23 protein-coding genes are annotated in these 26245 nt (G+C 59.2%); 19 read left to right on the top strand and 4 right to left on the bottom strand.

Features of this window, described 5'->3' with window-relative positions:
* The first annotated feature begins 5 nt into the window (after positions 1-5).
* Positions 6-1046, top strand: a complete 1041-nt coding sequence (locus ACQUTG_RS09205; RefSeq protein ID WP_428919103.1) for a S49 family peptidase — start codon at positions 6-8, stop codon at positions 1044-1046.
* Positions 1047-1053: 7 nt separating this feature from the next.
* Here the strand turns inward: ACQUTG_RS09205 and ACQUTG_RS09200 are convergent, their stop codons facing one another.
* On the bottom strand, positions 1054-1647 hold the full coding sequence (locus ACQUTG_RS09200) for a Maf family protein (RefSeq protein WP_428919102.1): 594 nt from the start codon (positions 1645-1647) through the stop codon (positions 1054-1056).
* Between the two features lie 108 nt (positions 1648-1755).
* Between ACQUTG_RS09200 and ACQUTG_RS09195 the strand changes: the two genes are divergently transcribed.
* The 16 genes from ACQUTG_RS09195 (at position 1756) to ACQUTG_RS09120 (ending at position 19710) form a co-directional block, all read left to right on the top strand.
* Positions 1756-2310, top strand: a complete 555-nt coding sequence (locus tag ACQUTG_RS09195) for a YceD family protein (protein ID WP_428919101.1) — start codon at positions 1756-1758, stop codon at positions 2308-2310.
* Between the two features lie 81 nt (positions 2311-2391).
* On the top strand, positions 2392-2571 hold the full coding sequence (gene rpmF / locus ACQUTG_RS09190) for a 50S ribosomal protein L32 (RefSeq protein ID WP_048495018.1): 180 nt from the start codon (positions 2392-2394) through the stop codon (positions 2569-2571).
* A 44-nt stretch (positions 2572-2615) separates the two neighbouring features.
* Positions 2616-3617 (top strand): phosphate acyltransferase PlsX, encoded by a 1002-nt coding sequence (gene plsX, locus ACQUTG_RS09185; protein WP_428919100.1) that lies wholly within the window; start codon positions 2616-2618, stop codon positions 3615-3617.
* A 110-nt stretch (positions 3618-3727) separates the two neighbouring features.
* Positions 3728-4666 carry an ACP S-malonyltransferase gene (gene fabD / locus ACQUTG_RS09180; protein WP_428919099.1) on the top strand — a complete coding sequence of 313 codons (939 nt, stop codon included), beginning with the start codon at positions 3728-3730 and terminating at the stop codon, positions 4664-4666.
* A 15-nt stretch (positions 4667-4681) separates the two neighbouring features.
* Complete coding sequence (fabG, locus tag ACQUTG_RS09175) at positions 4682-5425, top strand: 3-oxoacyl-ACP reductase FabG (RefSeq protein ID WP_428919098.1); 744 nt, start codon at positions 4682-4684, stop codon at positions 5423-5425.
* Between the two features lie 135 nt (positions 5426-5560).
* Positions 5561-5794 carry an acyl carrier protein gene (acpP, locus tag ACQUTG_RS09170; RefSeq protein WP_008938713.1) on the top strand — a complete coding sequence of 78 codons (234 nt, stop codon included), beginning with the start codon at positions 5561-5563 and terminating at the stop codon, positions 5792-5794.
* 131 nt (positions 5795-5925) lie between these two features.
* Positions 5926-7173: a beta-ketoacyl-ACP synthase II gene (gene fabF / locus ACQUTG_RS09165; protein WP_428919097.1), complete on the top strand. Its 1248-nt coding sequence runs from the start codon at positions 5926-5928 to the stop codon at positions 7171-7173.
* A 6-nt stretch (positions 7174-7179) separates the two neighbouring features.
* Entirely contained in the window at positions 7180-7998 is an 819-nt protein-coding gene (locus ACQUTG_RS09160) for an aminotransferase class IV (protein WP_428919096.1), read from the top strand.
* Positions 7999-8003: 5 nt separating this feature from the next.
* Positions 8004-9074 carry an endolytic transglycosylase MltG gene (gene mltG / locus ACQUTG_RS09155; protein WP_428919095.1) on the top strand — a complete coding sequence of 357 codons (1071 nt, stop codon included), beginning with the start codon at positions 8004-8006 and terminating at the stop codon, positions 9072-9074.
* Positions 9071-9703 carry a dTMP kinase gene (gene tmk / locus ACQUTG_RS09150; RefSeq protein ID WP_428919094.1) on the top strand — a complete coding sequence of 211 codons (633 nt, stop codon included), beginning with the start codon at positions 9071-9073 and terminating at the stop codon, positions 9701-9703. Before mltG ends, tmk begins: the two co-directional genes overlap by 4 nt.
* 101 nt (positions 9704-9804) lie before the next feature.
* Positions 9805-10584 (top strand): AraC family transcriptional regulator, encoded by a 780-nt coding sequence (locus ACQUTG_RS09145; protein ID WP_428919093.1) that lies wholly within the window; start codon positions 9805-9807, stop codon positions 10582-10584.
* Positions 10585-10768: 184 nt separating this feature from the next.
* A complete protein-coding gene (gene putA / locus ACQUTG_RS09140) occupies positions 10769-13948 on the top strand; it encodes a bifunctional proline dehydrogenase/L-glutamate gamma-semialdehyde dehydrogenase PutA (protein ID WP_428919092.1) in 3180 nt (1059 codons plus the stop codon).
* 160 nt (positions 13949-14108) lie between these two features.
* Positions 14109-15599: a sodium/proline symporter PutP gene (gene putP / locus ACQUTG_RS09135; protein WP_428919264.1), complete on the top strand. Its 1491-nt coding sequence runs from the start codon at positions 14109-14111 to the stop codon at positions 15597-15599.
* Positions 15600-15786: 187 nt separating this feature from the next.
* Complete coding sequence (locus ACQUTG_RS09130; protein ID WP_428919091.1) at positions 15787-16797, top strand: TAXI family TRAP transporter solute-binding subunit; 1011 nt, start codon at positions 15787-15789, stop codon at positions 16795-16797.
* A 2-nt stretch (positions 16798-16799) separates the two neighbouring features.
* Positions 16800-18950, top strand: coding sequence for a TRAP transporter permease (locus ACQUTG_RS09125; protein WP_428919090.1), 2151 nt, complete (start codon positions 16800-16802; stop codon positions 18948-18950).
* A gap of 13 nt (positions 18951-18963) precedes the next feature.
* Positions 18964-19710 (top strand): sulfite exporter TauE/SafE family protein, encoded by a 747-nt coding sequence (locus tag ACQUTG_RS09120; RefSeq protein WP_428919089.1) that lies wholly within the window; start codon positions 18964-18966, stop codon positions 19708-19710.
* Positions 19711-19789: 79 nt separating this feature from the next.
* Here the strand turns inward: ACQUTG_RS09120 and acnB are convergent, their stop codons facing one another.
* Entirely contained in the window at positions 19790-22384 is a 2595-nt protein-coding gene (gene acnB / locus ACQUTG_RS09115) for a bifunctional aconitate hydratase 2/2-methylisocitrate dehydratase (protein WP_428919088.1), read from the bottom strand.
* A 255-nt stretch (positions 22385-22639) separates the two neighbouring features.
* Between acnB and ACQUTG_RS09110 the strand changes: the two genes are divergently transcribed.
* Positions 22640-23245, top strand: coding sequence for a tRNA-(ms[2]io[6]A)-hydroxylase (locus ACQUTG_RS09110; protein WP_428919263.1), 606 nt, complete (start codon positions 22640-22642; stop codon positions 23243-23245).
* 193 nt (positions 23246-23438) lie between these two features.
* On the opposite strand, the gene ACQUTG_RS09105 is transcribed toward ACQUTG_RS09110, so the two are convergent.
* Positions 23439-24323 carry a LysR family transcriptional regulator gene (locus tag ACQUTG_RS09105; protein ID WP_428919087.1) on the bottom strand — a complete coding sequence of 295 codons (885 nt, stop codon included), beginning with the start codon at positions 24321-24323 and terminating at the stop codon, positions 23439-23441.
* A gap of 142 nt (positions 24324-24465) precedes the next feature.
* Here ACQUTG_RS09105 and ACQUTG_RS09100 point away from each other — a divergent pair, with 142 nt between their 5' ends.
* Complete coding sequence (locus tag ACQUTG_RS09100) at positions 24466-25236, top strand: ferredoxin--NADP reductase (RefSeq protein WP_092000112.1); 771 nt, start codon at positions 24466-24468, stop codon at positions 25234-25236.
* A 41-nt stretch (positions 25237-25277) separates the two neighbouring features.
* Here the strand turns inward: ACQUTG_RS09100 and ACQUTG_RS09095 are convergent, their stop codons facing one another.
* Positions 25278-26150 carry an ion transporter gene (locus tag ACQUTG_RS09095; protein ID WP_428919086.1) on the bottom strand — a complete coding sequence of 291 codons (873 nt, stop codon included), beginning with the start codon at positions 26148-26150 and terminating at the stop codon, positions 25278-25280.
* Positions 26151-26245 lie beyond the last annotated feature (95 nt).

Genomic DNA, 26245 nt, shown 5'->3' with positions numbered 1-26245 from the left:
TATGCATGAGTGAGTGGGATTCTGACAAGTCGCCGGAATGGGGTGATGAGCCTGCCGAGAAGTCTTCCGGTCGTTCGTGGCTGGGGCGGAAGGGGCCGAGCATGCCGCCGGAGAGTAATCGAGACTGGAAGCTCATCGAGAAGCTGGTCATGTCGCTTCAGGCGGAGCAGCGCCGCAGTCGCCGCTGGGGGATCTTCTTCAAGTTCCTGACCTTTGGCTATCTTTTTCTGCTGTTGTTCCTGATCCGTTTTCCGTTTGGAGAAAGTCTGGACGCCGCGACCGGAGCCCACACCGCCGTGATCGAGATCAACGGCACCATCGCCGCGGACGAGCTGGCCAGCGCCGATAATATTGTCGGTTCACTGCGTTCGGCATTCGAGGCTGAATCATCCAAAGCCGTGGTGTTGCGAATCAACAGTGGCGGTGGAAGTCCGGTCCAGTCCGGCTACGTTTACGATGAGATCAAGCGGCTTCGGGAAGAATATCCTGACAAGAAAGTCTATGCGGTTATTTCCGACATTGGTGCGTCAGGGGCTTACTACATTGCCGCGGCCGCGGATGAAATTTACGCCAACCGGGCCAGCCTGGTGGGCTCCATCGGTGTGATCGCCGGAGGCTTCGGTTTTACCGAGGTCATGGACAAGGTCGGTGTCGAGCGCCGGCTGTATACCTCCGGCGACAACAAGGCCTTCCTGGATCCCTTCTCACCGGAGGATGAAGGCGAAGTCCAGTTCTGGAACTCGGTGTTGGAGAACACTCACCGCCAGTTTATTGAGGCAGTAAAGCGAGGCCGGGGTGATCGCCTCGCCGACGACGAGCGGCTGTTCAGTGGTCTGGTCTGGAGTGGTGAGCAGGCAATGGAGCTGGGGCTGATCGACGGCCTGGGCAGCACCTCTTCGGTTGCCCGGGAGATTGTCGGTGCCGAGAAGCTGGTGGATTACAGTCATCGGAAGTCCCCGCTGCAGGATCTTGTGGACCAACTGGGTGTTGCCTTTGGCGAAGGCTTTGCCGGTCAGTTACTGGAATCCCGTCTGGAGTTGCGCTGAGGGCTGGTCAGCCCTCAAGCAACGGATTGCATCCCCAGTTCCGGAGCATCCCGTTGAGTGCGATCAGCGGTAACCCGACCAGGCTGTTGGGGTCACGCCCCTCGAGCCGGTCGAACAGCGTTATGCCCAGGCCTTCCATCTTGAAGCTGCCGGCACAGTCATAGGGCTGCTCCCGTGTCAGGTAGCTTTCGATTTCCTCGTCGGACAGGGCGCGGAAGTGGGCCGTGAAAGGTTCGCAGACTTTTTGGCTCTCGCCGCTGTCCGTATCCAGCAGGCACAGGCCGGTCAGAAATACCACCCTGTGTCCGCTGCTCTGGCGTAACTGGTTGACTGCCTGGGCGTGATTGCCGGGTTTGTGCAGCAGGGTTCCGTCGGGCAGGCAGGCGACCTGGTCCGAGCCGATGATCCAGTGGCCGGGATGTTTTGCTGCCAGGGCCCGGGCCTTGCTTTCGGCGAGTCGTAGAGCAAGGTCCTCCGAGGGCTCGTCGGGCCGGGGCGTTTCGTCGATGTCCGGGCTGGCGGTGGTGAAGGGCAGGGCCAGGCGCTCCAGCAGGCTCTTGCGGTAGGGAGAGGATGAGGCCAGTAGCAGGGGTTTGGTCATTGCCGAGGTCCTTTTGTCGTTAAATACCCGTATCCCCATGGTAACCCGTGGCGAAATGGCAACGAAGTCTTTGACAGCGGCGGGCCTCGCCCCTAAAATTGCGCGCCTATGTCAAAAGCGTCAAACGCCGAGTTGCCCAAATCTGTTGACCCCTATCGGTTGGCGGAGCAGAACACCGTGCTGGAGGGAGTGATTCCTCTCAGTGCCTTGGCTCGTTTCAGGGAAGCGGTTCTGGGGTTTGACGAGGGCGCTGCGTGCCGCGTCAGGCTGTCGTTTTCCATGGACAGCGAGCGCCGACGCATCGTCTCGGGTGAGCTGGAAGCACCGGTGGATCTGGAATGTCAGCGGTGTATGGGGCCAATGGCCACTACGCTGGATTCCCGGTTTGTCCTGGGGCTGGTAACCAGTGACGAACAGGCGCAACAGCTGCCAAGAGAGCTCGAGCCGTTCCTGACCGATGATTTCAGTGCGGATCTCTGGGCCATGGTCGAGGATGAGCTGTTGCTGGTGCTGCCGCCGTTCCCGCTTCACGATCGGAATGAGTGTCCGGCCCGGGAAGATCTGGAAGCCCTCGAGCCCGACGGTACTCCGGCCGAGCCGGCAGAGTCGGGAAAAGAGAATCCGTTCAGTGTGCTGGCGGATCTCAAGAAGACGAAGCATTAACCGGGCGCAGCCTCCGATCGGGAGTCGGCGCGTTACAATGAACACACGTTATTTTTACGTTAACAGGTCAGGAGCATAATCATGGCTGTACAGCAAAATCGTAAGACCCGTTCCAAGCGTGGCATGCGCCGTTCTCACGACGCTCTGAGCACTGCTGCTCTGTCCACCGATGCAACCACTGGTGAAGTTCATCGTCGTCACCACGTTTCTCCGGACGGCTTTTACCGTGGTAAGCAGGTAATCGAAGCGCGCGACGAGTAATCTCGTTGCGACCAGTCACCGCCCAAGTGTCGGATGGAAGAGCCGTGACTCCGGTTACCATCGCAATAGACGCTATGAGCGGTGACCGCGGGCCCGAAGTGGTGGCGTCCGCGGCACTGTTGGCAGTGCGTGAAAACGAGGCCTTGAGCATCATTCTGGTGGGTATCCGGAGTGAGCTCGAGGCTTTGTTGCGTGAGGGGCATGCCCGAATCCGGGTGGTCGAAGCGGCCGATGTGGTCCGGATGAACGAGCGTCCCTCCCATGCCCTGCGCCACAAGAAGAATTCCTCCATGGCTGTTGCCCTTGGCCTGGTCCGCGATGGTGAGGCTCAGGGTTGCGTCAGCGCCGGCAATACCGGTGCACTGATGGCCTTCGGCCGTTCCATCATCCGGATGTACCCCGGTATCGAGCGCCCGGCCATTGCCAAACTGATTCCCTCCCTCCGCGGCAAGTGCCATGTCCTGGATCTTGGTGCCAATGTCGATTCCACCGCCGAGAATCTGTACCAGTATGCTCTGATGGGTTCGCTGATGGCCTCGGCCATCTGCAGCCAGACGGAGCCGCGGGTCGCCCTGCTCAATGTGGGCGAGGAAGAGATCAAGGGCAACGAACAGGTGCGCCTTGCTTCCCACATGCTGGCCCAGTGCGAGACCATCAATTACATCGGCTATGTGGAAGGTAGTGACCTGTTCCGGGATGTGGCCGATGTGGTGGTATGCGACGGTTTTGTCGGCAACATTGCGCTGAAAACCGGTGAGGGTGTGGCTGGCCTGTTGATTGAACTGATGGAGCAGGCCTTTACCCGTTCGCTCTACGGGCGCTTTGTGGGCCTGCTGGCGCGTCCGATCATTGGCCGGCTCCTGCAGCTGATGGATCCGTCCCGGCACAACGGTGCCAGCCTGCTCGGGCTTCAGGGTGTGGTGATCAAGAGTCATGGTAATGCCAATGAGCGCGCCATGCTGGCTGCCATCCGCCAGGCGGTCCGGGAGGTGCAGCTGGAAGTCCCCCGCCGCATCAATGAAAGGCTGGATGATCTCATGCTCTGAGCCTGAGACTAAAGTCTGTCCCCGATCTGCCGTGCATTCGCGGATAATTGGCCTAACTTGTACTATTGGCTAATCTCCCGAAACCCTTCAATGACGATAAGATTCGCCCTATGAAATCAGCCTTTATTTTTCCCGGACAAGGGGCCCAGTCTGTAGGCATGCTCAGTGACGCTGCCGAGGCCTGGCCTATCATCAACAAAACATTCGCTGAAGCCTCCAATGTGCTTGGTTACGATCTCTGGCACCTTTGCCAGAAAGGGCCGGCCGAGGAGCTCAACCAGACCATGGTTACCCAGCCCGCACTGCTGACTGCCAGTGTAGCGTTGTGGCGCCAGTGGTTTGTCGCCGGTGGTCGTGCGCCGAGCTTTGTCGCCGGCCACAGCCTGGGCGAGTACAGCGCCCTGGTCGCTGCCGAAAGCCTGGATTTTGTCGAAGCCGTCAAGCTGGTTCGCCTTCGGGGCGAACTCATGCAGCAGGCGGTTCCTGCCGGCGAAGGCAAGATGGCGGCTATTCTCGGCCTGGATGATGCCGACGTGGTCGCCGCCTGCGAGAGTGCGGCCGAGGGCGATGTGGTCTCTGCCGTCAACTTCAATGCACCCGGACAGGTCGTGATTGCCGGTTCGGCTGAGGCCGTTGACCGCGCCATTGAGGTCTGCAAAGAGCAGGGTGCCCGCAAGGCAATGCCCCTTCCGGTCAGCGTTCCCTCTCACTGCGCATTGATGAAAGGTGCCGCCGAAGAGTTGGCGGAGGCGCTCAACGATGTGCGCTTTAACGATGCTGTCATTCCGGTGGTCCAGAATGTCCACGCGTCGGCTGAAACCGATGCTGACAAACTCAAGGCCAACCTCCTCAAGCAGCTCTATTCACCGGTGCTGTGGACGGATTCCGTGCGCGAGCTGGTGTCTGAAGGCGTTGAAATGGCGGTTGAGTGCGGTACCGGGAAAGTTCTGGCCGGACTGATCAAGCGAATTGACCGTAGCCTCCCGGTTTACGGAATCGAGGATCCGGATTCATTGGCAAAGGCTCTGGAAGCCTTTGGCCAATCCTGACGAAAGGAGTCTTTCATGTCTTTGGAAGGTAAAGTTGCACTGGTTACCGGCGCAACCCGTGGCATTGGCAAGGCCATAGCCCAGGCGCTCGCGCAGCAGGGCGCCGAGGTTGTAGGTACCGCTACCAGTGAAGCGGGCGCCGAGTCGATTTCGAAGGCGTTTGCGGATGCCGACCTGAAAGGTTACGGCATCGTCATGGATGTATCGGACCCGGAAAGTATAGAGTCTGGCCTCAAGGCACTGACTGAAAAATCCGGTGCGCCCCAGATTCTGGTCAATAATGCCGGCATCACCCGTGACAACCTGCTGATGCGCCTGAAAGAGGATGACTGGACATCGGTCCTGGAGACGAACCTGTCCAGTGTATATCGCACCAGCAAGGCGGTCTTGCGTGGTATGGCCAAAGCCAAGTGGGGGCGGATTATCAACATCAGTTCCGTGGTTGCCGGTATGGGGAACCCGGGGCAGGGCAACTATTGCGCCGCCAAGGCTGGTGTTGAAGGCTTTACCCGCAGTCTGGCCAAGGAAATGTCGAACCGGGGCATTACTGCCAACTGTGTGGCACCGGGCTTTATCGACACGGATATGACCAAAAAACTGGACGACAAGCAGCGCGAGGCTATGCTGGAAATCATACCCGCCGGTCGTCTGGGTGAGCCGGAGGAAGTGGCCGCTGTAGTGGCTTTCCTGGCGTCGGATGCAGCCGGTTACGTGACGGGCGAGACCATTCACGTGAACGGCGGAATGTACATGGGATAAGCCCCGAATCCGGGGCTTCTGCGCAACTCCTTGTCGCGCAACATGTTTGACTGAGTCCCTGCTTGTTTGCAGGTAGGGTTTAATCTAAACTGGCAGCACTTGAGTTGCTTGGTTGACACACAAAGTGAGGACATTATGAGTACAGTTGAAGAGCGCGTGAAGAAGATCGTTTGTGAACAGTTGGGCGTTAAAGAGTCCGAAGTTCAGAACACATCTTCTTTTGTAGAGGATCTTGGCGCTGACTCACTGGACACTGTTGAGCTGGTTATGGCCCTGGAAGAGGAATTCGAAACCGAGATTCCTGACGAAGAGGCTGAAAAGCTGGGCACTGTTCAGGACGCGATCGACTACATCGTCGCGCATACCTGATACTCAGCGATTAAGTAAGCCAGGCAAAAAGCCGTCCTTGTGAAATATCGGGGGACGGCTTTTTTATTGGCTGAAATTCAGGTTCAATCGGCGTTCTGTTTTTCCACGAACAAGATCAGGTGTAATGGGATATGAGTAAACGACGGGTTGTCATTACGGGTATGGGCATGCTTTCGCCGGTGGGTAATGATGTGCAGAGCTCGTGGGATGCCATCAAGGCCGGGCGCAGCGGGATCGGTATGATCGACCGTTTTGATGCTTCCGGGTACAACACCCGTATCGGCGGGGCGGTCAAGGATCTGGATATCAGCCAGTACCTGTCCACCAAGGATGCCCGGAAACTCGACGCCTTCATCCATTACGGACTGATCGCCGCTCAGCAGGCGGTTGACGACAGCGGTCTTGAGCAGTTCGACGACCTCGACCGGGACCGGGTGGGCGTCGCCATCGGTTCCGGTATCGGTGGCCTGGAGTTTATCGAGAAGAGCGTCATCCAGATGGAGAAGTCGGGGCCGCGGAAGGTCTCTCCTTTCTTCGTGCCTGCGTCCGTCATCAACATGGTGTCAGGTAACACCGCCATCCGCTTCGGTTACCGTGGCCCCAATATTTCCATTGTGACCGCGTGTACCACCGGTACCCACAATATCGGCTACGCAGCCCGGACCATTGCCTATGGTGATGCCGACGTCATGCTGGCCGGCGGTTCCGAGATGGCGACCACCCGCACCGGTGTTGCGGCATTTTCTGCAGCCCGGGCTCTGTCTACCCGTAATGACGAGCCGGAAAAAGCGAGTCGCCCCTGGGATCGCGATCGGGACGGTTTCGTTCTGAGCGACGGTTCCGGCGTGCTGGTGCTTGAGGACCTGGAGCATGCCCGGAAGCGTGGGGCGACCATTTATGGCGAAGTGATCGGCTTCGGCATGAGTGACGACGCTTTCCACATTACCGCGCCGCCGGAGTCTGGCGAGGGCGCTGCCCGGTCCATGCAGAATGCCATCCGCGATGCCGGACTTGATCCGGAAGCGGTGGATTACATCAATGCCCATGGCACATCCACGCAGGTGGGCGATGTTGCCGAGGTCAAAGCCGTAAGAAGTGTTTTCGGCACCCACGCCGAGAAGCTGGCCATGAGCAGCACCAAGTCCATGACGGGCCACCTGTTGGGCGCAGCGGGCGCGGTCGAGGCCATTTTTTCGATTCTGGCCTTGCGGGAGGGCATCCTGCCGCCGACGATCAACCTGGACAACCCCGATGAGGGCTGCGATCTGGATCTGGTCCCCAATGAGTGCCGCAAGGCCGATCTGCAGGTGGCTTTGTCCAATTCGTTCGGCTTTGGCGGCACCAACGGAACACTGATCTTCCGCCGCTTCGAGGACTGATCGGGCGTGCTGGGGGTGTTCTGGGCGGAAGATGGCGGCCTACCCGCGAACGACCGCGGCCTGGCCTATGGTGACGGCCTGTTTGAAACCATTCTCATGGTCGGTGCCCGGGGTACCCTGGTGGGCCGCCACCTGGACCGTCTGGTCCGGGATGCAGGAAGGTTGGGCATCCCGGTGACCGGGGCAGAGGTTCGGGAAGTCTATGATCGTGCCGCCAGTCAGTATGGCTGCTCCCGCGCTGATACCCGCTGGGTGTTGAAACTGATCCTGACCCGCGGCGCCGGAGGGCGAGGTTATCGTCCCGATCCGGACATGACTCCGAACCTGCTGGTGTCCGCCAGTGCTGCGCCGCCCTACGTTCCTTCCGATGGTGTCGGGGTCGAGTATTCCCGCATCCCGCTGACGGTCAACCCATTGTTGGCCGGTATCAAGTCCCTGAACCGGCTGGAGCAGGTGATGGCCGCCCGGGAACTCGACGGGGATGTTTTCGAGGTCCTGCAGTCCAATGGGGACGGCGAGCTGGTGGAGGGAACCCGGACCAACCTGCTGCTGAACACCACAGAAGGCTGGATTTCACCGCCGCGGGATTCGTTGGCGGTTGCCGGCATAATGCGCGACTGGGTGCTGGAGCGCCTCAAGGCCAGGGGCGAGGTCGTGATTGAGCGCCCGTTGCTGCCGGAACATATAATGGGGCCGGAATGTCGGGCCTTCTATCTGCTGAACAGCGTCCTCGGTGTGGTTGCGGTTCGCAATCTTGCCGGTCAGGATTTGCCTGTAGATAGCGGACTTGCGACAATCTGCGATCCGCTCGAAACACTGGAATAAGTCCTTTGCTCAAGAAGTTACTGATTGTTTGTGTCTCTCTCTCCGTGCTAGTTGCCGCCGGTACCGGCCTGTGGGTCTGGCAGGGGCTGGAAACCCTTGAGGAGCCGGTAAGGCTTGAGGAGCCGGTGCTGTTCAATGTGCCGGCCGGAACCGCCTTTAACCGGGTTGCGCAACAGCTCCAAGCGCAGGGCCTCGTGGAGAAGAGCCTCTGGCTCAGGCTTTACGGCCGGTTGAATCCGGAGCAGGCCCGAATCAAGGCTGGTGAATATGAGTTTACCGATGGCATGTCTGCCAGGGACATGGTCGACACCATGGTGGCCGGTGATATCAAACACTGGAGTATCCAGTTCATCGAGGGCTGGACGTTCAAGGATATGAGGGCCGCGCTGGCCAGTGCCGAAAGACTCCGCCAGGAAACCGCGAACTGGAGTGACGAAGAAATCATGGCGGCGATGGGCGCGGAGGAAGAGCACCCTGAAGGTCGCTTCTTTCCAGACACCTATCTGTTTGTCAGCAGTGAATCCGACCTGGATCTCCTGAAGCGCTCCTTCAACCGGATGGAAACCGTTCTGGCTGAAGAGTGGGAAAAACGGGAAGAGGGCCTGCCCTATGACACTCCCTACGAAGCGTTGATCATGGCCTCGATTGTTGAGCGGGAAACGGGTGTGCCCCACGAACGGGACGAAGTGGCCGGGGTTTTTGTGCGGCGCCTGCAGAAGGGGATGCGACTGCAAACGGACCCCACCGTGATCTACGGAATGGGTGATCAGTACCAGGGCCGGATCGGCAGCAAGGATCTGCGCACCTATACTCCCTACAACACCTACCGGATTGATGGTTTGCCACCGACTCCCATTGCCCTCCCGGGCCAGGAGGCTATTCACGCGGCTTTGCACCCGAAAGAAGGGGAATCACTGTACTTTGTTGCCCGTGGTGATGGCACTCACAAGTTTTCGCGCACCCTTGCGGAACATCAGAAAGCGGTCCGGGAATTTCAGCTCAATCGCCGTGACGATTACCGGTCGTCTCCGCCTCCCGGGAACGACGGAGACGCCAGAGAGGAGCAGGACCAGTGAAACGGGGTCAGTTCATTACCTTTGAGGGTACCGAGGGCGTTGGCAAATCCACGCAGCTCGCCAATGCCGCCGAGGTGTTGCGCTCCGAAGGCATCGATGTGGTTGTGACCCGGGAGCCGGGTGGTACGCCGATGGCCGAAGCGATTCGCGAGTTGCTGCTCTCGCCGCGGGATGAGCCGGTGCACGAGCTGACCGAGCTTCTGCTGATGTTTGCGGCCCGTGCACAGCATTTGCACACCCGGATTCTCCCGGCATTGGAGGCAGGGCAGTGGGTGCTCTGCGATCGCTTTACCGATGCGACCTTCGCCTATCAGGGGGGTGGTCGAGGGGTGTCCAAAGAGCGTATCGGCCAGCTGGAGAACCTGGTTCAGGGTGACGTCCGGCCGGATCACATCATCCTGCTGGACGCTCCGGTGGAAATCGGTATGGCCCGGGCACGTCATCGGGGTGATCTGGACCGGTTCGAGCAGGAGGCCGTGTCTTTTTTCCAGCGTATCCGCGACACCTATCTGGAGCGTGCCCGTAACGCCCCGGACCGTTACCACCGTGTTGATGCGTCGGCACCGCTGGCGGAAGTCAGCGAGCAAGTGACCGGGCTCGTGCGTTCTCTGGTTGCTGCTTCCCGTTAATCGAGGCAGTAGTGCAATGGCCAGAAACTTCCCGTTTCGTGCACTTTCTGTCCGGATCTGCTTTAATTGAGTGACATTCTCAGTTAGAACCGGTTGTCATCATGCTTGACGCTCGCCTGTTAAAGCTGCCCATCGCATCGCACCAGCACCGTCACGAGCACCATCAGGTGGTTGTTGGCGTTCGGGGTGAGGCTGACCTGAGCGTTGACGGTACCGGTTCCCACCTGGACACGTGGAAAGCCTGCCTGGTACCCACGGAAGCAAGACACGACTACTGCGGCGACAATCAGAACCATGTTCTGGTGATCAACCTGGATCCCTACACGCCGGCCCTCAATACACCGGCCCATAAGGATTATGAACGTCTGGCGCCGTTGTTCGAGCGCCCTCGTACGCTGGAAATGGATAATCAGCTTCAGGGCCTTGTCCAGTTTGCCGCCGGCGAGTTTGATCGGGCCCCCGATAACGACGGCATGAAACGCCACCTGGCCGCGAGCATTCTCCACTGCATGGCCGAGAGGCTGAACGATACCCACAAGGTGGTCACCAACCGGAATACCATCAGCCCCGACGTGATCCGCCGGTACATCATGGAAAACCTGCACCGAAAGATCCGGGTGGAAGACCTGGCCGGTGTTGCCTGTCTCAGCGTCAGTCGGTTCCATGAAATGTTTCGCGACGTCACCGGCATCACCCCCCACCAGTTCCTGTTACAGACCCGTATTGACCAGGCTGTGCAGCTTCTGGTTTCCACATCACTTTCGGTGTCGGAAGTCAGCTACCGCACCGGCTTCTCTTCCCAGAGCGCCCTCACCAACACGTTGCGCAAACACAAGGGAACCACGCCATCAAAGCTTCGGTTTGGCGAAAAAGTTGCCTGATTTTTGTAAAAAACTGCCGATTCAGGACGTTTTTGCAAAAGAATCGTAGGATTCTGTAAGCCGTAGATCCGTAGTAATACTAACTTATACCCTCAATGAACTGCCGTCAGGACGCGGCGGCTTCTTTATAACAAGGATAAATGGTCGACCGGTCGCAACACCGGTTTCTTTCAGGGGCGCTCAGATGTTTCAAGCGAGCAGGGTATTAGAGCCGGTTTTTCAGGAGCAGCCGAGATCGTTTTTCTGGCATGCCCTGACGGCCAACTATGCCGTTGATGAGTCTGCCTACCTGAATGAACTGATCCCCCTTGCCCAGAGTGATACTGCTGAACACCGGGCCGTGACCGCTACTGCAACCAATCTGATCCGGAAAGTCCGGGAACAGGACGACGCGGTTCACATGGTCGACGCGCTGCTCCAGCAATACAGCCTCGATACCGAAGAAGGCATTCTGCTGATGTGCCTGGCCGAGGCGCTGATGCGCATTCCGGACAAGCAAACCGCCGATGCGCTTATTGAAGACAAGATGTCCGTTGCGGACTGGAACCGGTATGTGGGCCGCAGTGAATCCACCCTGGTGAACGCTTCGACCTGGGGGCTGTTGCTGACCGGCCGTGTGGTCAGAATGGACAAGCGCCTGGACGGCTCGCCCTCCAATATATGGAAGCGGCTGGTCAAGCGAAGTGGCGAACCTGTCATCCGCAGTGCCATGTACAGGGCCATGGCGATCATGGGCAAACAGTTCGTGCTTGGCCGTGATATCGACGAGGCGTTGCAGAACGCCCGTGAATACCGGCAGCTGGGTTACACCTATTCCTTCGATATGCTCGGTGAAGCAGCGCTGACCGAAGAGGACGCCGGCCGCTACCTCAAGGATTATCTCGGTGCGATCGAAGCTGTCGGTAATGACAGCTATTCCGGCGACGGAGCCCCGCGCCCGTCCATCTCGATCAAACTTTCCGCCCTGCATCCCCGGTACGAAGCGGCGCAGGAACACCGGGTCATGGAGGAGCTTTATGGAACAGTCTGTGACCTGATCTCGGTCGCCCGACAGAATAATGTGGCCATTACCATCGATGCCGAGGAAATGGACCGGCTGGAATTGTCCCTGAAACTTTTCGAGAAGGTCTACAGCTCGAAAGCCGTCAAGGGCTGGGGTGGCTTCGGTATGGTGATCCAGGCCTATTCCAAGCGTGCCTTGCCGGCGCTGTGCTGGTTGACGAAACTGGCCAAAGAGCAGGGCGACGAGATCCCCATCCGTCTGGTCAAGGGGGCGTACTGGGATACCGAGATCAAGATCTGCCAGCAGTTGGGGCTGGAAGGCTACCCGGTCTTTACCCGGAAGGAAGCGACCGATACCTCCTACCTGGCCTGCCTGCGTTACCTGCTCAGTGACTACACCCGTGGTGCACTGTACCCGCAATTGGCGAGCCACAATGCCCACACCGTGGCGTCGGCTCTGGCCATGGCCCGTGACAAGGGCAGGGAATTCGAGTTCCAGCGCCTGCACGGCATGGGCGATGCCCTGTACAACAGCATTCTGCAGGAGCACGACATTCCGGTCCGGATCTATGCCCCGGTCGGTGCCCACAAGGATCTGTTGCCCTACCTGGTGCGTCGCCTTCTTGAGAATGGCGCCAATTCATCTTTCGTGCACCGGTTGGTTGATGCCGAGACGCCGGTGGAAGACCTGGTCCTTAACCCGGTTCAGGAGCTCCAGAAGTACCCGGCTCTGACCAATGACCGGATTCCGCTACCTGAACGCATTTATGGTGGCGAGCGGACCAATTCCCGTGGCCTGAATACCCATGTGGAGGCCCATCTTGAGCCGCTGCTCAGTCGCCTTGGGCAGTGGGCCGCCACCAGCTGGCATGCCGGCCCGATGATCCGCGGCACCCGGGTGCTCGACGGGCAGCGTAAGGAAGTGAGTTCCCCCTACGACCTGTCAAAAAGCCCGGGGACCGTGGTTTGGGCAGGCAGGAATCAGGCCGAAGAGGCATTGGCGACCGCTGATGCAGGTTTTCGGGCGTGGAACGAGCGCTCGGTCGCCGAGCGTGCCCGGTATCTGGAACGGTATGCAGTTCTGCTCGAGCAGAACATGGAAGAGCTGATAGCGATCTGCTGTCGCGAAGCGGGCAAGACCATTCAGGACGGTATCGACGAGGTCCGTGAGGCGGTGGATTTCTGCCGCTACTATGCGATCCAGGGTCGTGCGCGTTTTGGCAGCCCGATTGCTCTGCCGGGACCGACCGGTGAGAGCAATGAACTGTATATGGAAGGCCGGGGTGTCTTCCTGTGCATCAGCCCCTGGAACTTTCCGTTGGCCATCTTTACCGGCCAGGTGATGGCCGCTCTTGTGGCTGGCAATACCGTGATTGCCAAGCCGGCGGAGCAGGCCAGCCTCGTTGCGTTTCGGGCCGTGGAGCTGATGCTCGAGGCGGGATTTCCGCCGGATGTGATTCAACTGTTACCCGGTGATGGCGAAGAACTTGGCGGCATACTGACCCCGGACCCCAGGATTGCCGGCATCGCCTTCACCGGATCTACACAGGTTGCCCATCTGCTGAACCGGACACTGGCCGGCCGGGATGGAGCAATCGTACCCCTGATCGCCGAGACCGGGGGGCAGAACGCCATGATCGTGGACAGCAGTGCGCTCCCCGAGCAGGTGGTGCGCGATGTCTTGCAGTCCGCCTTCGCCAGTGCCGGGCAGCGCTGTTCGGCACTGCGGGTGCTGTATGTACAAAACGATGTGGCGGATCGCATGGAGACCATGCTTGCCGGTGCCATGCAGCAGTTGTCCGTTGGCAACCCGGAGCTGCACCGCACTGACGTCGGCCCGGTAATTGATGCGGACGCTAGGCAGGTGCTCCAGGCCCATCTGGACGAACTCGACCGGAACGCACGGCTGATTGCCAGGGCGCCGGTGCCGTGGACCTGCCAGTCGGGCCACTTCGTTGCTCCGTCCGCCTATGGCATCGAAACCATAAACGATTTGAAAGACGAGTACTTTGGGCCGATTCTTCATGTAGTTCGTTACGATGCCGAGCGACTGGACGAGGTCATCGATGAGATCAATGGTAGCGGTTACGGACTGACTCTGGGCATTCACAGCCGGAGCGAGTCCACCGCTTCGTATATTGAGCAGCGGGTGAAAGTGGGTAATACCTATGTCAACCGCAATCAGATCGGAGCAGTGGTGGGGGTTCAGCCCTTCGGAGGCCGGGGCCTTTCCGGTACCGGCCCCAAGGCCGGCGGCCCCCATTACCTGCAGCGCTTTTCAACAGAGCGCACAAGGACGGTCAATACCACGGCGGTCGGAGGCAACGCCTCGTTGCTGTCGCTGGGCATTGAAAAGGTTTAAGGATCAAAAGAACAGAAGACATGGATGTCTCACTGAATTCGGGCGGTGACGCGCCCGGATCAGGGTTGTCCCTCTCATCCTGAACCCAGGGTGCAGAAGGAGAGCCGTTGCAAGTCAACAACAAGTAACCCAAAAAGCGCACGGGGAGAAAACCGAAATGATAGGAAACAACGTAGGGGTCACGATAACCTTTATCGCCTACATCCTGCTGATGCTGGGCATCGGTTATGTGGCCTGGAAGCGTACTTCCAACCTTTCTGATTACATTCTCGGCGGCCGTTCCCTCGGTCCGCTGCCTTCTGCACTGAGTGCCGGTGCCTCCGATATGAGTGGCTGGTTGCTGCTGGGCCTGCCCGGTTATGCCTATGCCGCCGGTTTCGAGGCTATCTGGATTGCCGTCGGCCTGTTGGTCGGTACCTGGCTGAACTGGCTGTTCGTCGCCAGCCGCCTGCGCACCTACTCGCTCTCCGCCGGTGACTCGCTCACGCTGCCGTCGTTCTTCGAGAACCGGTTCAACGACACCAGCCGGATCCTCCGGGTGGTCTGTGCGTTCTTCATCCTGCTGTTCTTCCTGTTCTACACCAGTTCCGGTCTGGTTGCGGGCGGCAAGCTGTTTGAAACCGTGTTCGGCCTGGATTACACCGTCGCCGTCGTCGTTGGCACCATCGCGGTTGTTTCCTACACCTTCTTCGGTGGTTTCCTGGCGGTTTCCTGGACTGACGTGGTACAGGGCCTGCTGATGTTTGCTGCTCTGTTGCTGGTTCCGATCATCGCCATGAACCTTGCCGGCGGCTGGGGCGAGACCTCCGCAGCCATGTCTGCCAAGAATCCCGAGTTGATGAATGCCTTCACAGGCACTGACGGCGAAGCCCTCGGCTTCCTGGCGATTCTGTCCCTGCTTGGCTGGGGCCTGGGTTACTTCGGCCAGCCGCACATCCTCGCACGCTTCAAGGCAATCCGTAGCGAAGATGACGTACCGACTGCGCGTCGCATCGCTGTGGTCTGGAGTGGCCTCGGCCTGCTGGGCGCCCTGCTGGTTGGTTTCTCTGCCATCGGCTACTTCGACACCCCGCTGGAAGACGGCGAGCGTGCCTTCATGCTGCTGGTTGACGCCCTGTTCCACCCGGTGATTGCCGGTGTCCTGCTGGCTGCGATCCTGGCCGCCATCATGAGTACGGCGGATTCCCAGCTGCTGGTTTCCTCCTCCGCACTGGCCGAGGATTTCTACAAGGCGCTCTTCCGCAAGGACGCGTCACAGGCGGAACTGGTTTGGGTTGGCCGCTTTGCCGTCGTCGGCATTGCGATCATCGCCTGTATCCTGGGCCTTAACCCGGACAGCAAGGTTCTGGAACTGGTGTCCTATGCGTGGGCAGGCTTCGGCGCCGCCTTCGGTCCGGCCCTGATCCTGTCCCTGTTCTGGCGTGAAATGACCAGGGCGGGCGCCATTGCCGGCATCATCGTCGGTGGTGTGACCGTTGTGGTCTGGGGCAACATGTCTGGTGGCATCCTTGATCTGTACGAGATCATTCCGGGCTTCATCTTCGCCACCATCGCCATCGTGGTGGTCTCCAAGGTCGGCGACAAGCCGCATGCCGATATCCTGGCCGGCTTCGACAAGGCCATCAAGGCGCGGTACCACAACCTGCCGTAAGGCAGTAACTGTGGCCGGGAGATGATCCCGGATATGAAAAGCCCCCGGCACCTGAGTCGGGGGCTTTTTTGTGCCGTAACAGAAAGTTATGTTTACCCATCGGGTGGAAACGGGCGGATCCAGCGACTATGTTGAGAAGGTTAAATTCGACCTATTCAGTAAAAATAACGAAAAGAGGTAACGGGTTATGAACAAGCGAAACTTCCTGAAATCCGCCATGGGGCTGGCCGCTGCTGCAGCGGTTTCCCTTTCTCCGCTCAGCGCGCAGGCCGAGGGAAATTATGTGATGGGCACCGCTACGACCGGTGGTACCTATTACCCCGTGGGTGTCGCCATTTCCACCCTGATCAAGGTCAAGCTTGAGCCGAAAACCGGTATCTCTGTCTCTGCCATCAGCTCGGCTGGCTCCGGCGAGAACCTGAAGCTGATGGACGAAGGGCAGATCCAGTTCGGTATTCTCCAGGGTCTCTATGGGGCCTATGCCTGGAACGGTACCGGACCGGTACCCAAGGCATACAAGAACCTGCGTTCGGTCTCCATGCTCTGGCAGAACGTGGAGCATTTTGTGATTCAAGAGGAATTGGCTGAATCAGGCACCATTGATGATATGTCCAACCTTTACGATGAGACCTTCTCGATTGGTGCCCGCAACTCTGGTACGGAAGGCTCCGGGCGCTATATTCTCGGCCAGCTCGGTATTGACCTTGAGAAAATGGACCTGGCTTACCTGGGTTATGGTCCCAGTGCCGATGCCCTGCAAAACGGCAACATTGATGGGATGAACATTCCTGCTGGCGTTCCTGCTTCGGCGGTGACCCGTGCCTACGCCAACCTGGGCAATGAAATCACCACTCTGGATTTCAATGACGAGCAGCTGGCGAAGGTGAACAGCAACTTTGAGCTCTGGAGCCACTACAACATTCCGGCCGGCACTTATCCGAATCAGGAAAAGGACATCAACACCATCGCCCAGCCGAACATCCTCGCGGTGCGGGCCGATGTCTCCGAGGAAGATGTCTACGAAATTACCAAGACGATCTATGCCAACCTGCCGTTCCTGAACAACATCCATCCGGCAACCAAGGCCATGGCCCTGGAAAAGGCCATTACCGGCCTGCCTATGCCGCTGCACCCGGGTGCGGCTCGCTTCTATGAGGAGCAGGGGCTGACTATTCCTGATCGTCTGATCGCGAAATAACCGTGGCTGAAGCGGAAAAGAACGGATCCCCGGAGGGGATCCGTGACGAAAGTGTCAGTGGGGCCAGCGAGCGCCTCGATCACCGGCTTCTGGGGCCGGTGATTTTTGGCCTGGCGATTCTGGCCTCGCTGATACACCTGTATTTCAATACCATCTCCACGTTGTCCGAGCTTTGGACTTCGGCGCTGCACTTCGGGCTGTTCGGTCTGATCTGCACCCTGACCACGCCGATGTTGCGGGTCCGTTCCGCAACGGGGCAACGGCTGGTGCTCGGGATTGATGTCGTCCTCGGCCTTGCGGCGTTGGCGTGCGCATTCTATCTGATCGCGTTCGAGACGGCCCTGTACGAGCGTGGCGTTAATTTCAACACCACGGACTGGCTGGTTTCGGTTACGGCCGTGGTGCTGGTTCTGGAGTTCGCGCGCCGGACGGTCGGCTGGTTCATCCCCGCACTCTGCATTGTCGCGCTGACCTATGTCGCCTGGTGGGGGCAGTACGTTGACGGCATCTTCAACTTCCCGGGCCTGACCTGGGAAACGGTGTTGTTTCGCTCCTACATCGGCGGTCAGGGCATGCTCGGTTCCATTGCCCGCATCTCCTGGACCTATGTGTTCATGTTCATCCTGTTCGGGGCGTTCCTGGTGAAGTCCGGGGCAGGGGATTTCATCATTGAGCTTGCCCGTTGCGCGGCCGGACGGTTTGTCGGCGGGCCGGGCTTTGTCGCCGTGTTCTCGTCCGGCCTGATGGGCTCGGTGTCCGGTTCCAGTGTGGCCAATACCGTTTCCACCGGGGTTATTACGATTCCCTTGATGCGCAAAGCCGGCTTTCCGGCCCGGTTCGCGGCTGGGGTCGAGGCTGCGGCATCTACCGGGGGGCAACTGATGCCGCCGGTGATGGGGGCGGGTGCCTTCATCATGGCCTCTTACACCCAGGTGTCCTATCTGACGATTATCGGCGTGGCGGCGTTGCCGGCGTTGTTGTATTTCCTGTCGGTCGCCATGTTTGTCCGGATCGAAGCCAAACGCAGCCATGCGGTCAAGCTCGAGGATGATCAAGCACCGCGACTGGCCGAGGTGCTCAAGGACGGCTGGCATTTCCTGTTGCCGCTGGTGGTTCTGGTGGCGGCACTGATCTATGGCTTCACGCCAACCTATGCGGCGGGAATTGCGATCCTTTCGGTGATCGTGGCGTCGTGGTTGTCGAAACATCCCATGGGCTTCCGGGATATCCTTGACGCCCTGGCCATGGGCGCACGGAATATCATGACCACTGCAATCCTCCTGATTACCGTCGGACTGATCGTGATGGTGGTCTCCACCACCGGTATCGGTAATACCTTTTCGCTGATGATTACGGACTGGGCCGGCGGCAGCCTGCTGGTAACCATTATCCTGGTGGCCCTGGCCTCGCTGATCCTGGGCATGGGGCTACCGGTAACCGCCGCCTACATCGTACTGGCCACTCTGTCGGCTCCGGCTATCTACCAGCTGATTGCCCAGAGCCAGTTGCTGGAAATGGTAATGGCCGGCAATCTGCCGGAACAGGCGAAGGCGATTTTCATGCTGGCGGCGCCGGACAAGATGGAGTTGCTCAATGCGCCAATGGACCGGGCAACGGCCATGGAACTGCTGGCAGTGGTTCCGGATACTTTCAGCAGCCAGTTGCTGGACCAGGCGCTGTCACCGGCGACCCTGTCCATGGCCCTGGTGGCGGCCCATATGATCATTTTCTGGCTGTCCCAGGATTCCAACGTCACGCCGCCGGTCTGCCTGACCGCCTTTGCCGCCGCGGCCATCGCCGGCACGCCCCAGATGCGTACCGGATTTACCGCCTGGAAGCTCGCCAAGGGCTTGTATATCGTGCCTTTGCTGTTTGCCTACTCACCGCTGATTACCGGTGACATCACCGAGATGCTCCGGGTGTTCTGCTTCGCGTTGTTCGGTATCTACGCGATCATTGCCGGTTTGGAAGGCTATCTGGAGCATCCGCTGCATCCGGTGGTCAGGCTGGTGATGTTCCCGATTGGTGCGCTGATGCTCTGGCCCCATGGGCAGGTGATGCTGGATGTGGCCGGATTGGTGATTTTCGTTGTGGGGTTTATGTGGAGCAGCCGCCGGGGTCGGGGCGTCGTGCCGGCCGCGGCGAAAGCATGATGGGGCTGCGTCCATGACCATTGGGGAAGTGCTGGCCCTTTTGGGCATCGGTGGTGTCGCCGGCTTTATCAATGTGCTGTCCGCCGGCGGCTCCATGCTGACCCTGCCGTTGCTGATGTTCCTGGGACTTCCACCCCAGGTGGCCAATGGCACCAACCGGGTGGCAATCACCCTGCAAAGTGTCACCGCCGTCAGCGGTTTCCGCCGTATGGGGCATGGCAATCTCAAGGTGAGTCTTTACCTGGCGGTTCCTGCGGTTATTGGCTCGTTGCTGGGAGCCTGGATGGCGACCCGGGTACCAGATGCCATTTTCGAGCTGGTGCTGGTGCTGGCCATGATTGGCGTATCGGTATTCATGCTGTTGCCTCAACCCAAGCTGGATACCCGCCCGCTGACCACGGAGCGTCTCGGGCCGGTCATTTTCCTCGCCATGTTCCTGATCGGTCTGTACGGCGGTTTTATCCAGGTCGGGGTCGGGGCGCTGTTTCTGGTGGTGCTGTACCGGATCCTGAAAATCGACCTGCCCCAGGTGAACGTGTTCAAGGTGTCGATCATCCTGCTCTATACCGTGCCCGCTCTGCTGATCTTTGCGCTCAACGATCAGGTAAGGTGGGGCATGGGCCTGACACTGGCGGTGGGAAACATCGTCGGCGCCTTCCTCGCGGTGAAGGTCAACCTGAGCAGCCAGGGTGCCCGATGGGTGAAGTGGCTGACGCTGGTCATGGTGGCCGCGATCCTGATCCGGCTGATCTTCTACTGATCGGGCCTGCTGAACAGGAAGCATAAAAAACGCCAGCCCGAGGGCTGGCGTTTTTGCTGGAGGTCACTCCAAAAGCGACTTAGGCAACGCTGGCCTCGGACGCTTTCTTGGTGTACTCCTCCATCTGGTCGAAGTTGAGATAACGGTAGATCTCTTTCGACATGCTGTTCAGGTCCTTGGCGTACTCCATGTACTCCTGCGGAGACGGGAGTTTGCCCAGTACCGCGCCCACAGCCGCCAGTTCCGCGGAAGTCAGGTACACGTTGGCACCATCGCCCAGACGGTTCGGGAAGTTACGGGTGGAGGTGGACAGAACCGTCGACTTCGGAGCTACACGTGCCTGGTTACCCATGCACAGGGAGCAGCCCGGCATCTCGGTGCGAACACCGGCGGTGCCGTAGGTGTTGAAATAACCTTCTTCCATCAACTGCTGCTGGTCCATCTTCGTGGGCGGCGACATCCACAGGCGCGTGCTCAGGGCGCCCTTGTGCTGCTCCAGCAGTTTGCCAGCGGCACGGAAGTGGCCGATGTTGGTCATGCAGGAACCGATGAACACTTCGTCCACCTTGTCGCCAGCGACTTCGGACAGGAACTTGGCATCGTCCGGGTCGTTCGGGCAGCACACGATCGGCTCCTTGATGTCGGCCAGATCGATCTCGATCACGTGGGCGTATTCTGCGTCCTTGTCGGCACGCATCAGCTTCGGATCGTTCAGCCACTCTTCCATCTGCTGGGCGCGACGCTCCAGGGTACGCGGATCGCCGTAACCTTCGGCAATCATCCAGCGCAGCATGGTGATGTTGGAGCGCAGGTACTCGGCCACGGATTCTTCGGACAGGTTGATGGTACAACCGGCCGCGGAGCGCTCGGCCGAGGCGTCAGACAGTTCGAACGCCTGCTCGACAGTCAGGTGCTCCAGGCCTTCGATTTCCAGGATCCGACCGGAAAATTCGTTGATCTTGCCCTTCTTCTCGACAGTCAGCATGCCCTGCTTGATGCCATACAGCGGGATGGCGTGTACCAGGTCACGCAGGGTGATGCCCGGCTGCATCTCGCCCTTGAAGCGAACCAGAACGGATTCCGGCATGTCCAGCGGCATAACGCCGGTGGCGGCAGCAAAGGCCACCAGACCGGAACCGGCCGGGAAGGAGATGCCCATCGGGAAACGGGTGTGGGAGTCACCACCGGTACCAACGGTGTCCGGCAGCAGCATGCGATTCAGCCAGGAGTGGATGATACCGTCGCCCGGACGCAGGGAAACACCGCCACGGGTGCGGATGAAGTCCGGCATGGTGTGCTGCATCTCAACGTCAACCGGCTTCGGGTACGCAGCGGTGTGACAGAAGGACTGCATCACGAGGTCAGCCTGGAAGCCCAGACATGCCAGGTCTTTCAGCTCGTCACGGGTCATCGGGCCAGTGGTGTCCTGGGAGCCGACGGTGGTCATGTGCGGCTCGCAGTAGGTGTTCGGACGAACGCCTTTGCCTTCTTCGAGGCCACAGGCCTTGCCGACCATCTTCTGGGCCAGGGTGAAGCCTTTGGTACCGGCTTCCGGATCTTTCGGCAGACGGAAGATGTCGGTGGCGCCCATGCCCAGGGCTTCACGTGCCTTCTTGGTCAGGCCACGACCGATGATCAGCGGGATACGACCGCCGGCCTGCACTTCGTCCAGGATTACGTCGGATTTGAACTTGAACTCGGAGATGGTCTCACCGGCTTCGTTCAGGATCTTGCCTTCGTATGGGCGGATTTCGATCACGTCACCCATGTTCATGTCGTCGACCGGGGCTTCGAAGACCAGAGCGCCGGCATCTTCCATGGTGTTGAAGAAGATCGGGGCGACCTTGCTGCCGATACACACACCGCCGGCACGCTTGTTCGGCACGCCCGGAATGTCCTCACCGAAGAACCACAGAACAGAGTTGGTGGCAGACTTACGGGAAGAACCGGTACCGACCACGTCACCTACGAAGGCAACCGGCAGGCCCTTGGATTTGATTTCGTCGATCTGGCTCATCGGGCCGGTAACGCCGGGCTCTTCCGGCTTCAGGCCATCACGCTCCATTTTGTAGGCAGCGCGGGCGTGCAGCGGGATGTCCGGGCGGGACCAGGCATCCGGGGCCGGGGACAGATCATCGGTGTTGGTTTCGCCGGTTACCTTGAACACAACCATCTTCGTGCTCTCGGGAACCTTCTTCTTGTTGGTGAACCACTCGGCATTGGCCCAGGATTCAACAACAGCCTTGGCGACGGCGTTGCCTGCGTCCATCTTTTCCTTCACGTCGTTGAAGGCGTCGAACATCAGCAGGGTCTTCTTCAGCTGCTCACCAGCCAGTTCAGCCAGTTCACTGTCGTCCAGCAGCTCAACCAGAGTCTCGATGTTGTAACCACCCTGCATCATGCCCAGCAGTTTTACAGCGTATTCCTTGCTGACCAGCGGGGACGTGGCTTCGCCCTTGGCAATGGCAGACAGGAAGGCGGCTTTCACGTAAGCGGCTTCGTCCACGCCCGGCGGAATGCGGTTTTCCAGGAGGTATACCAGGGTTTCCTCTTCACCCGCCGGCGGATTCTTCAGCAGCTCAACCAGGGCTGCGGTCTGCTCGGCGTTCAGGGGCTTGGGCGGGATACCCAGGGCTTCACGTTCGGCAACGTGTTCACGATAGGCTTCTAACACGATATGGACCCTCATCAGTTGGAATGTCCCGCGTTTGGCATCATGCCTGGCGGGAGTTTTATGGCGAAAAGGCCACGGGAGCCTCTGAATAACGCCTCAAATCACCGATGGGGTTTCAGGATTTATTCAGAGACTCCCTGAACTGGCGCTGCATTCTATAGGAAACCCCTTACAAAGTTAAGTTGGACAGAGGTCGGAGGAATCTGCTAAGTGCGCTATACTCCCGCCTCCCGAGTTTTCAGCCCGAATTTCGATATGACCGACGCCCTGCAAGAGATTCACGATTTTCTCCCGTGCCGCACCCCGCAAAAGTGGATCGAGAACGCCCTGGCCAACCAGGACCTGTTGCTGATCGACCATGCCCATTGCGAGAAGAAAGCGGCCTCCACCGCGCTCAGCCTGATGTACCGTTACGTGGACAACAGCGACCTGCTGAACAAGATGTCCCGGCTGGCGCGGGAAGAGTTGCGCCATTTCGAGCAGGTGCTGGCGATCATGAACAAGCGGGGCGTGGAGTATGGCCACCTGACACCGGCCCGTTATGCCGCCGGGCTTCGGCAGGCTGTGCGCGCCGAGGATCCGGGGCGGCTGGTGGATGTGCTGATCGTCGGCGCGATCATTGAAGCCCGCTCCTGCGAGCGTTTTGCCGCGCTGGCGCCTTTCCTGGATGACAAGTTGGCGGATTTTTATAACAGTCTGCTGAAATCCGAGGCGCGGCATTACCAGGATTACCTGAAGCTGGCGATGCAGGCCAATGGCGGGCCTGTGGATGAGCGGGTGGGGGAGTTTCTGGCGATCGAGAAGGAGCTGATTGAGGCGCCGGATAGTGAATTCCGGTTTCATAGTGGGCCGGTGGGTTAGTACGAGCCCGCCAGGTTGGGGTCAGATGAAAGCCTTCATCTGACCCCGTCTTAGATCTGCCTCGTGGGTTCCCTCAAGCTCAGAGCATCGGTCCAGGATGGGGTCAGAAGAAGGCTTTCTTCAGACCCCTGGTTCAGCGCCTCGGCCCATAGTGGGGTCTGATGAAAGCTTTCATCTGACCCCGTCTTCATCGTCACTCCAACTCGCGACAGAGCTGCATCCACGCATCGATCCCCGCACTCCGATACTTCTGTTTGTGAAGGATGAAATAGAACTGCCGGTCAAACCGCCGGTGCTCCGGCACCTCCAGCGGCACCAGGCTCCCGCGGCGGAAGGCGTCAACCAGGACCACCTGTGACAGGCACCCGATACCCAGGTCCGCTTCCACCGCCCGCTTGATCGCCTCGGTATGCTCCAGTTCCAGCAGTACGTTCAGGTCCGGCAGCAGACCGTGCATGCCGCGTTCGAAGCTCTGGCGGGTGCCGGAGCCCTGTTCGCGCATGATCCAGGTGGCTTCACGAAGGTCGTCGTCGGTCAGTTTTCCCTTGCTGGCGAGAGGATGGGTGGGGGAGCAGAACACCACCAGCTCGTCCTCCCGCCAGGGAATCATCTCCAGCTCGGACGACTGCAGTTCCCCCTCGATCAGACCGATATCCAGCTCGAAATCCTTCACCCGCCGGGCGATGGTGCTGGTGTTGGCAACCTCCAGTGATACCCGGGGACGGGTAGGGGTATTCATGTATTGGGCCATGACGCCGACGGCCAGATAGTTACCGATAGTCAATGTGGCGCCGACCTTGAGAGCGCCTACTTCCGAGTGTTTGCTGAAGGCCTGTTCCAGTTCCCGGGCCTGGGCCAGCACCGATTCCACTTTGGGCCGGTACAGGCGCCCGAGTTCGTTCAGCTGGAGGCGTTTGCCAACCCGGTCAAAGAGCTGGATATCGAACTGGCTTTCCAGTTCCTTGAGGGCGCTGCTGGCTGCAGATTGGGACATGGCCAGGGAATCGGCGGCCCGGGTGATGTTCTGGAAGTGGGCGGCGGCGAGGAACACTTCAAGCTGACGGAAACTGAATTTCATAAGGAAGCGCCATAAATCGATTTTGTCGAATAAGGTTATGGGTATATCCCATTTCATCGATAGGTTAAACGTGGGTTACAATTCAGGCAATTGATATTCAGACGATTCACGCTTTTTGCTTGAGCGCAGGTACGAGGTTTACATGAGCAACCTGATGAAAGAGACGGTCACCAGCGTCCATCACTGGAACGACACCCTGTTCAGCTTCAAGACCAGCCGCGATCCGGGCTTCCGGTTCAAGAATGGTCATTTTGTGATGATCGGCCTTGAGACCGATGGCAAACCGCTGATGCGCGCCTACAGTATTGCCAGCGCCAACTACGAGGAAGAGCTGGAGTTCTTTTCCATCAAGGTGCCGGACGGCCCGCTGACCTCGCGTCTGCAGCAGATCAAACCGGGCGACGAGATTCTGCTGAGCAAGAAACCCACGGGCACCCTGGTTCTGGACAACCTGCTTCCGGGCAAGAACCTGTGGTTGATCAGCACCGGCACTGGTCTGGCGCCGTTCATGAGCATCATCAAGGACCCGGAAGTCTACGAGGCATTCGACAAGGTGATCCTCACCCACGGCGTGCGCTACATCTCCGAGCTGGCGTATCAGAAGGAGATCGAGGAGCTGCCGGAGAACGAATTCTTTGGCGAGATGGTCAAGGGCAATCTGTTGTACTACCCGACGGTCACCCGCGAGCCGTTCCGTAACGAGGGCCGCCTGACCGACGCCATGGAATCCGGCAAGATCACCCGGGATCTGGGACTTCCGGATTTCAATCCTGACACCGACCGCTTCATGATCTGTGGCAGCCCGAGCATGCTCAAGGACACCTGCGCGATCCTGGACAAGATGGGATTCCGTGAGGCCCGGGGCGGTGACATGGGTCATTACGTGATAGAACGGGCGTTTGTGGAGCAGTAAACTCTCAGTCCAGCAGGAATGCTCAGGAAAGCCCCGGGGTCTCAGGCCTCGGGGCTTTTTGCTTTCTTGCGGGGATCCGGCGTTTCTTCATCGAGCCAGGTGCCGCAGTATTTGCAGTAACGGGCGTCCTGCTCGTGCCGGTGTTTGCCGCAGCCCGGACAGGCTTCATTGGAGTACCGCTCCTGCTGAAGCGCCCGAATGACCTCGGCCGAGAAAATGCCCACGGGCAATGCGATGATCGAATAGCCAACCAGCATGATGGCGACGGAGATAAACTGTCCCAGGGCGGTGACAGGGGTGATATCGCCGTAGCCGACGGTGGTCAGGGTGACAATGCCCCAGTAAATGGCCTTCGGAATGCTGGTAAACCCTGCCTCCGCCGGCTCGATCAGGTACAGCACGGACGAAAAGATGGTCACCAGCATCACCACGGTGAACAGGAAAAGCCCGATCTGGTGCCGGCTGCGGACCAGCGCGCCCCAAAGTAGTCGTCTTTCGCCTTCCAGAGTCATCATTTCCAGCACCCTGAACAGTCGCAGCGCCCGAAGCAGGCGCACAACAACCAGCACCTGCGCACCGGGGAACAACAACACCAGCCAGGTGGGAAGGACCGCCAGCACATCGATAACGCCGTAAAAGCTCTTCAGGTATAGCCCGGGTTTCTCGAGGCAGTAAATCCTCAGGGCGAGTTCAATGGTGAAGAGGATGGTGATGACCCACTCTGTGTAGTAGAACACCTCTCCGAAACGTGCGTGATACTCGTCAATGCTGTTCAACATCACGATCGTTACGCTGAGGAAGATCAGTATCACCAGGGCAATATCAAACGCCTTGGCGACGGGTGTGTCCGACTCGAAGATCAGCTGGAAAAGGCGCGTTCGCAAGCCCAGTTTGGCGGGTTTCAGGGTCGGCATCCGGCGAGTGTCTCCTGTTCGTTTACGGGCGGCTGATCTTTACTAGACTCTAGAGAGCGGTCTCTTGTCCCGTCAATAAACTTTCCTAGGAGGGA

Origin of the sequence: Marinobacter sp. DUT-1, assembly GCF_050379415.1 — a bacterium.
Taxonomy (GTDB): Bacteria; Pseudomonadota; Gammaproteobacteria; order Pseudomonadales; family Oleiphilaceae; genus Marinobacter.
This window is presented reverse-complemented; position numbering and strand designations above follow the sequence as displayed.

What these genes read in the sequence shown, in the direction of transcription:
- ACQUTG_RS09205 (WP_428919103.1), top strand. Translation starts at nt 6, where the DNA reads ATGAGTGAGTGGGATTCTGACAAGTCGCCGGAATGGGGTGATGAGCCT.
- ACQUTG_RS09200 (WP_428919102.1), bottom strand. Translation starts at nt 1,647, where the DNA reads ATGACCAAACCCCTGCTACTGGCCTCATCCTCTCCCTACCGCAAGAGC.
- ACQUTG_RS09195 (WP_428919101.1), top strand. Translation starts at nt 1,756, where the DNA reads ATGTCAAAAGCGTCAAACGCCGAGTTGCCCAAATCTGTTGACCCCTAT.
- rpmF (WP_048495018.1), top strand. Translation starts at nt 2,392, where the DNA reads ATGGCTGTACAGCAAAATCGTAAGACCCGTTCCAAGCGTGGCATGCGC.
- fabD (WP_428919099.1), top strand. Translation starts at nt 3,728, where the DNA reads ATGAAATCAGCCTTTATTTTTCCCGGACAAGGGGCCCAGTCTGTAGGC.
- fabG (WP_428919098.1), top strand. Translation starts at nt 4,682, where the DNA reads ATGTCTTTGGAAGGTAAAGTTGCACTGGTTACCGGCGCAACCCGTGGC.
- acpP (WP_008938713.1), top strand. Translation starts at nt 5,561, where the DNA reads ATGAGTACAGTTGAAGAGCGCGTGAAGAAGATCGTTTGTGAACAGTTG.
- fabF (WP_428919097.1), top strand. Translation starts at nt 5,926, where the DNA reads ATGAGTAAACGACGGGTTGTCATTACGGGTATGGGCATGCTTTCGCCG.
- ACQUTG_RS09145 (WP_428919093.1), top strand. Translation starts at nt 9,805, where the DNA reads ATGCTTGACGCTCGCCTGTTAAAGCTGCCCATCGCATCGCACCAGCAC.
- putA (WP_428919092.1), top strand. Translation starts at nt 10,769, where the DNA reads ATGTTTCAAGCGAGCAGGGTATTAGAGCCGGTTTTTCAGGAGCAGCCG.
- ACQUTG_RS09130 (WP_428919091.1), top strand. Translation starts at nt 15,787, where the DNA reads ATGAACAAGCGAAACTTCCTGAAATCCGCCATGGGGCTGGCCGCTGCT.
- ACQUTG_RS09120 (WP_428919089.1), top strand. Translation starts at nt 18,964, where the DNA reads ATGACCATTGGGGAAGTGCTGGCCCTTTTGGGCATCGGTGGTGTCGCC.
- ACQUTG_RS09110 (WP_428919263.1), top strand. Translation starts at nt 22,640, where the DNA reads ATGACCGACGCCCTGCAAGAGATTCACGATTTTCTCCCGTGCCGCACC.
- ACQUTG_RS09105 (WP_428919087.1), bottom strand. Translation starts at nt 24,323, where the DNA reads ATGAAATTCAGTTTCCGTCAGCTTGAAGTGTTCCTCGCCGCCGCCCAC.
- ACQUTG_RS09100 (WP_092000112.1), top strand. Translation starts at nt 24,466, where the DNA reads ATGAGCAACCTGATGAAAGAGACGGTCACCAGCGTCCATCACTGGAAC.
- ACQUTG_RS09095 (WP_428919086.1), bottom strand. Translation starts at nt 26,150, where the DNA reads ATGCCGACCCTGAAACCCGCCAAACTGGGCTTGCGAACGCGCCTTTTC.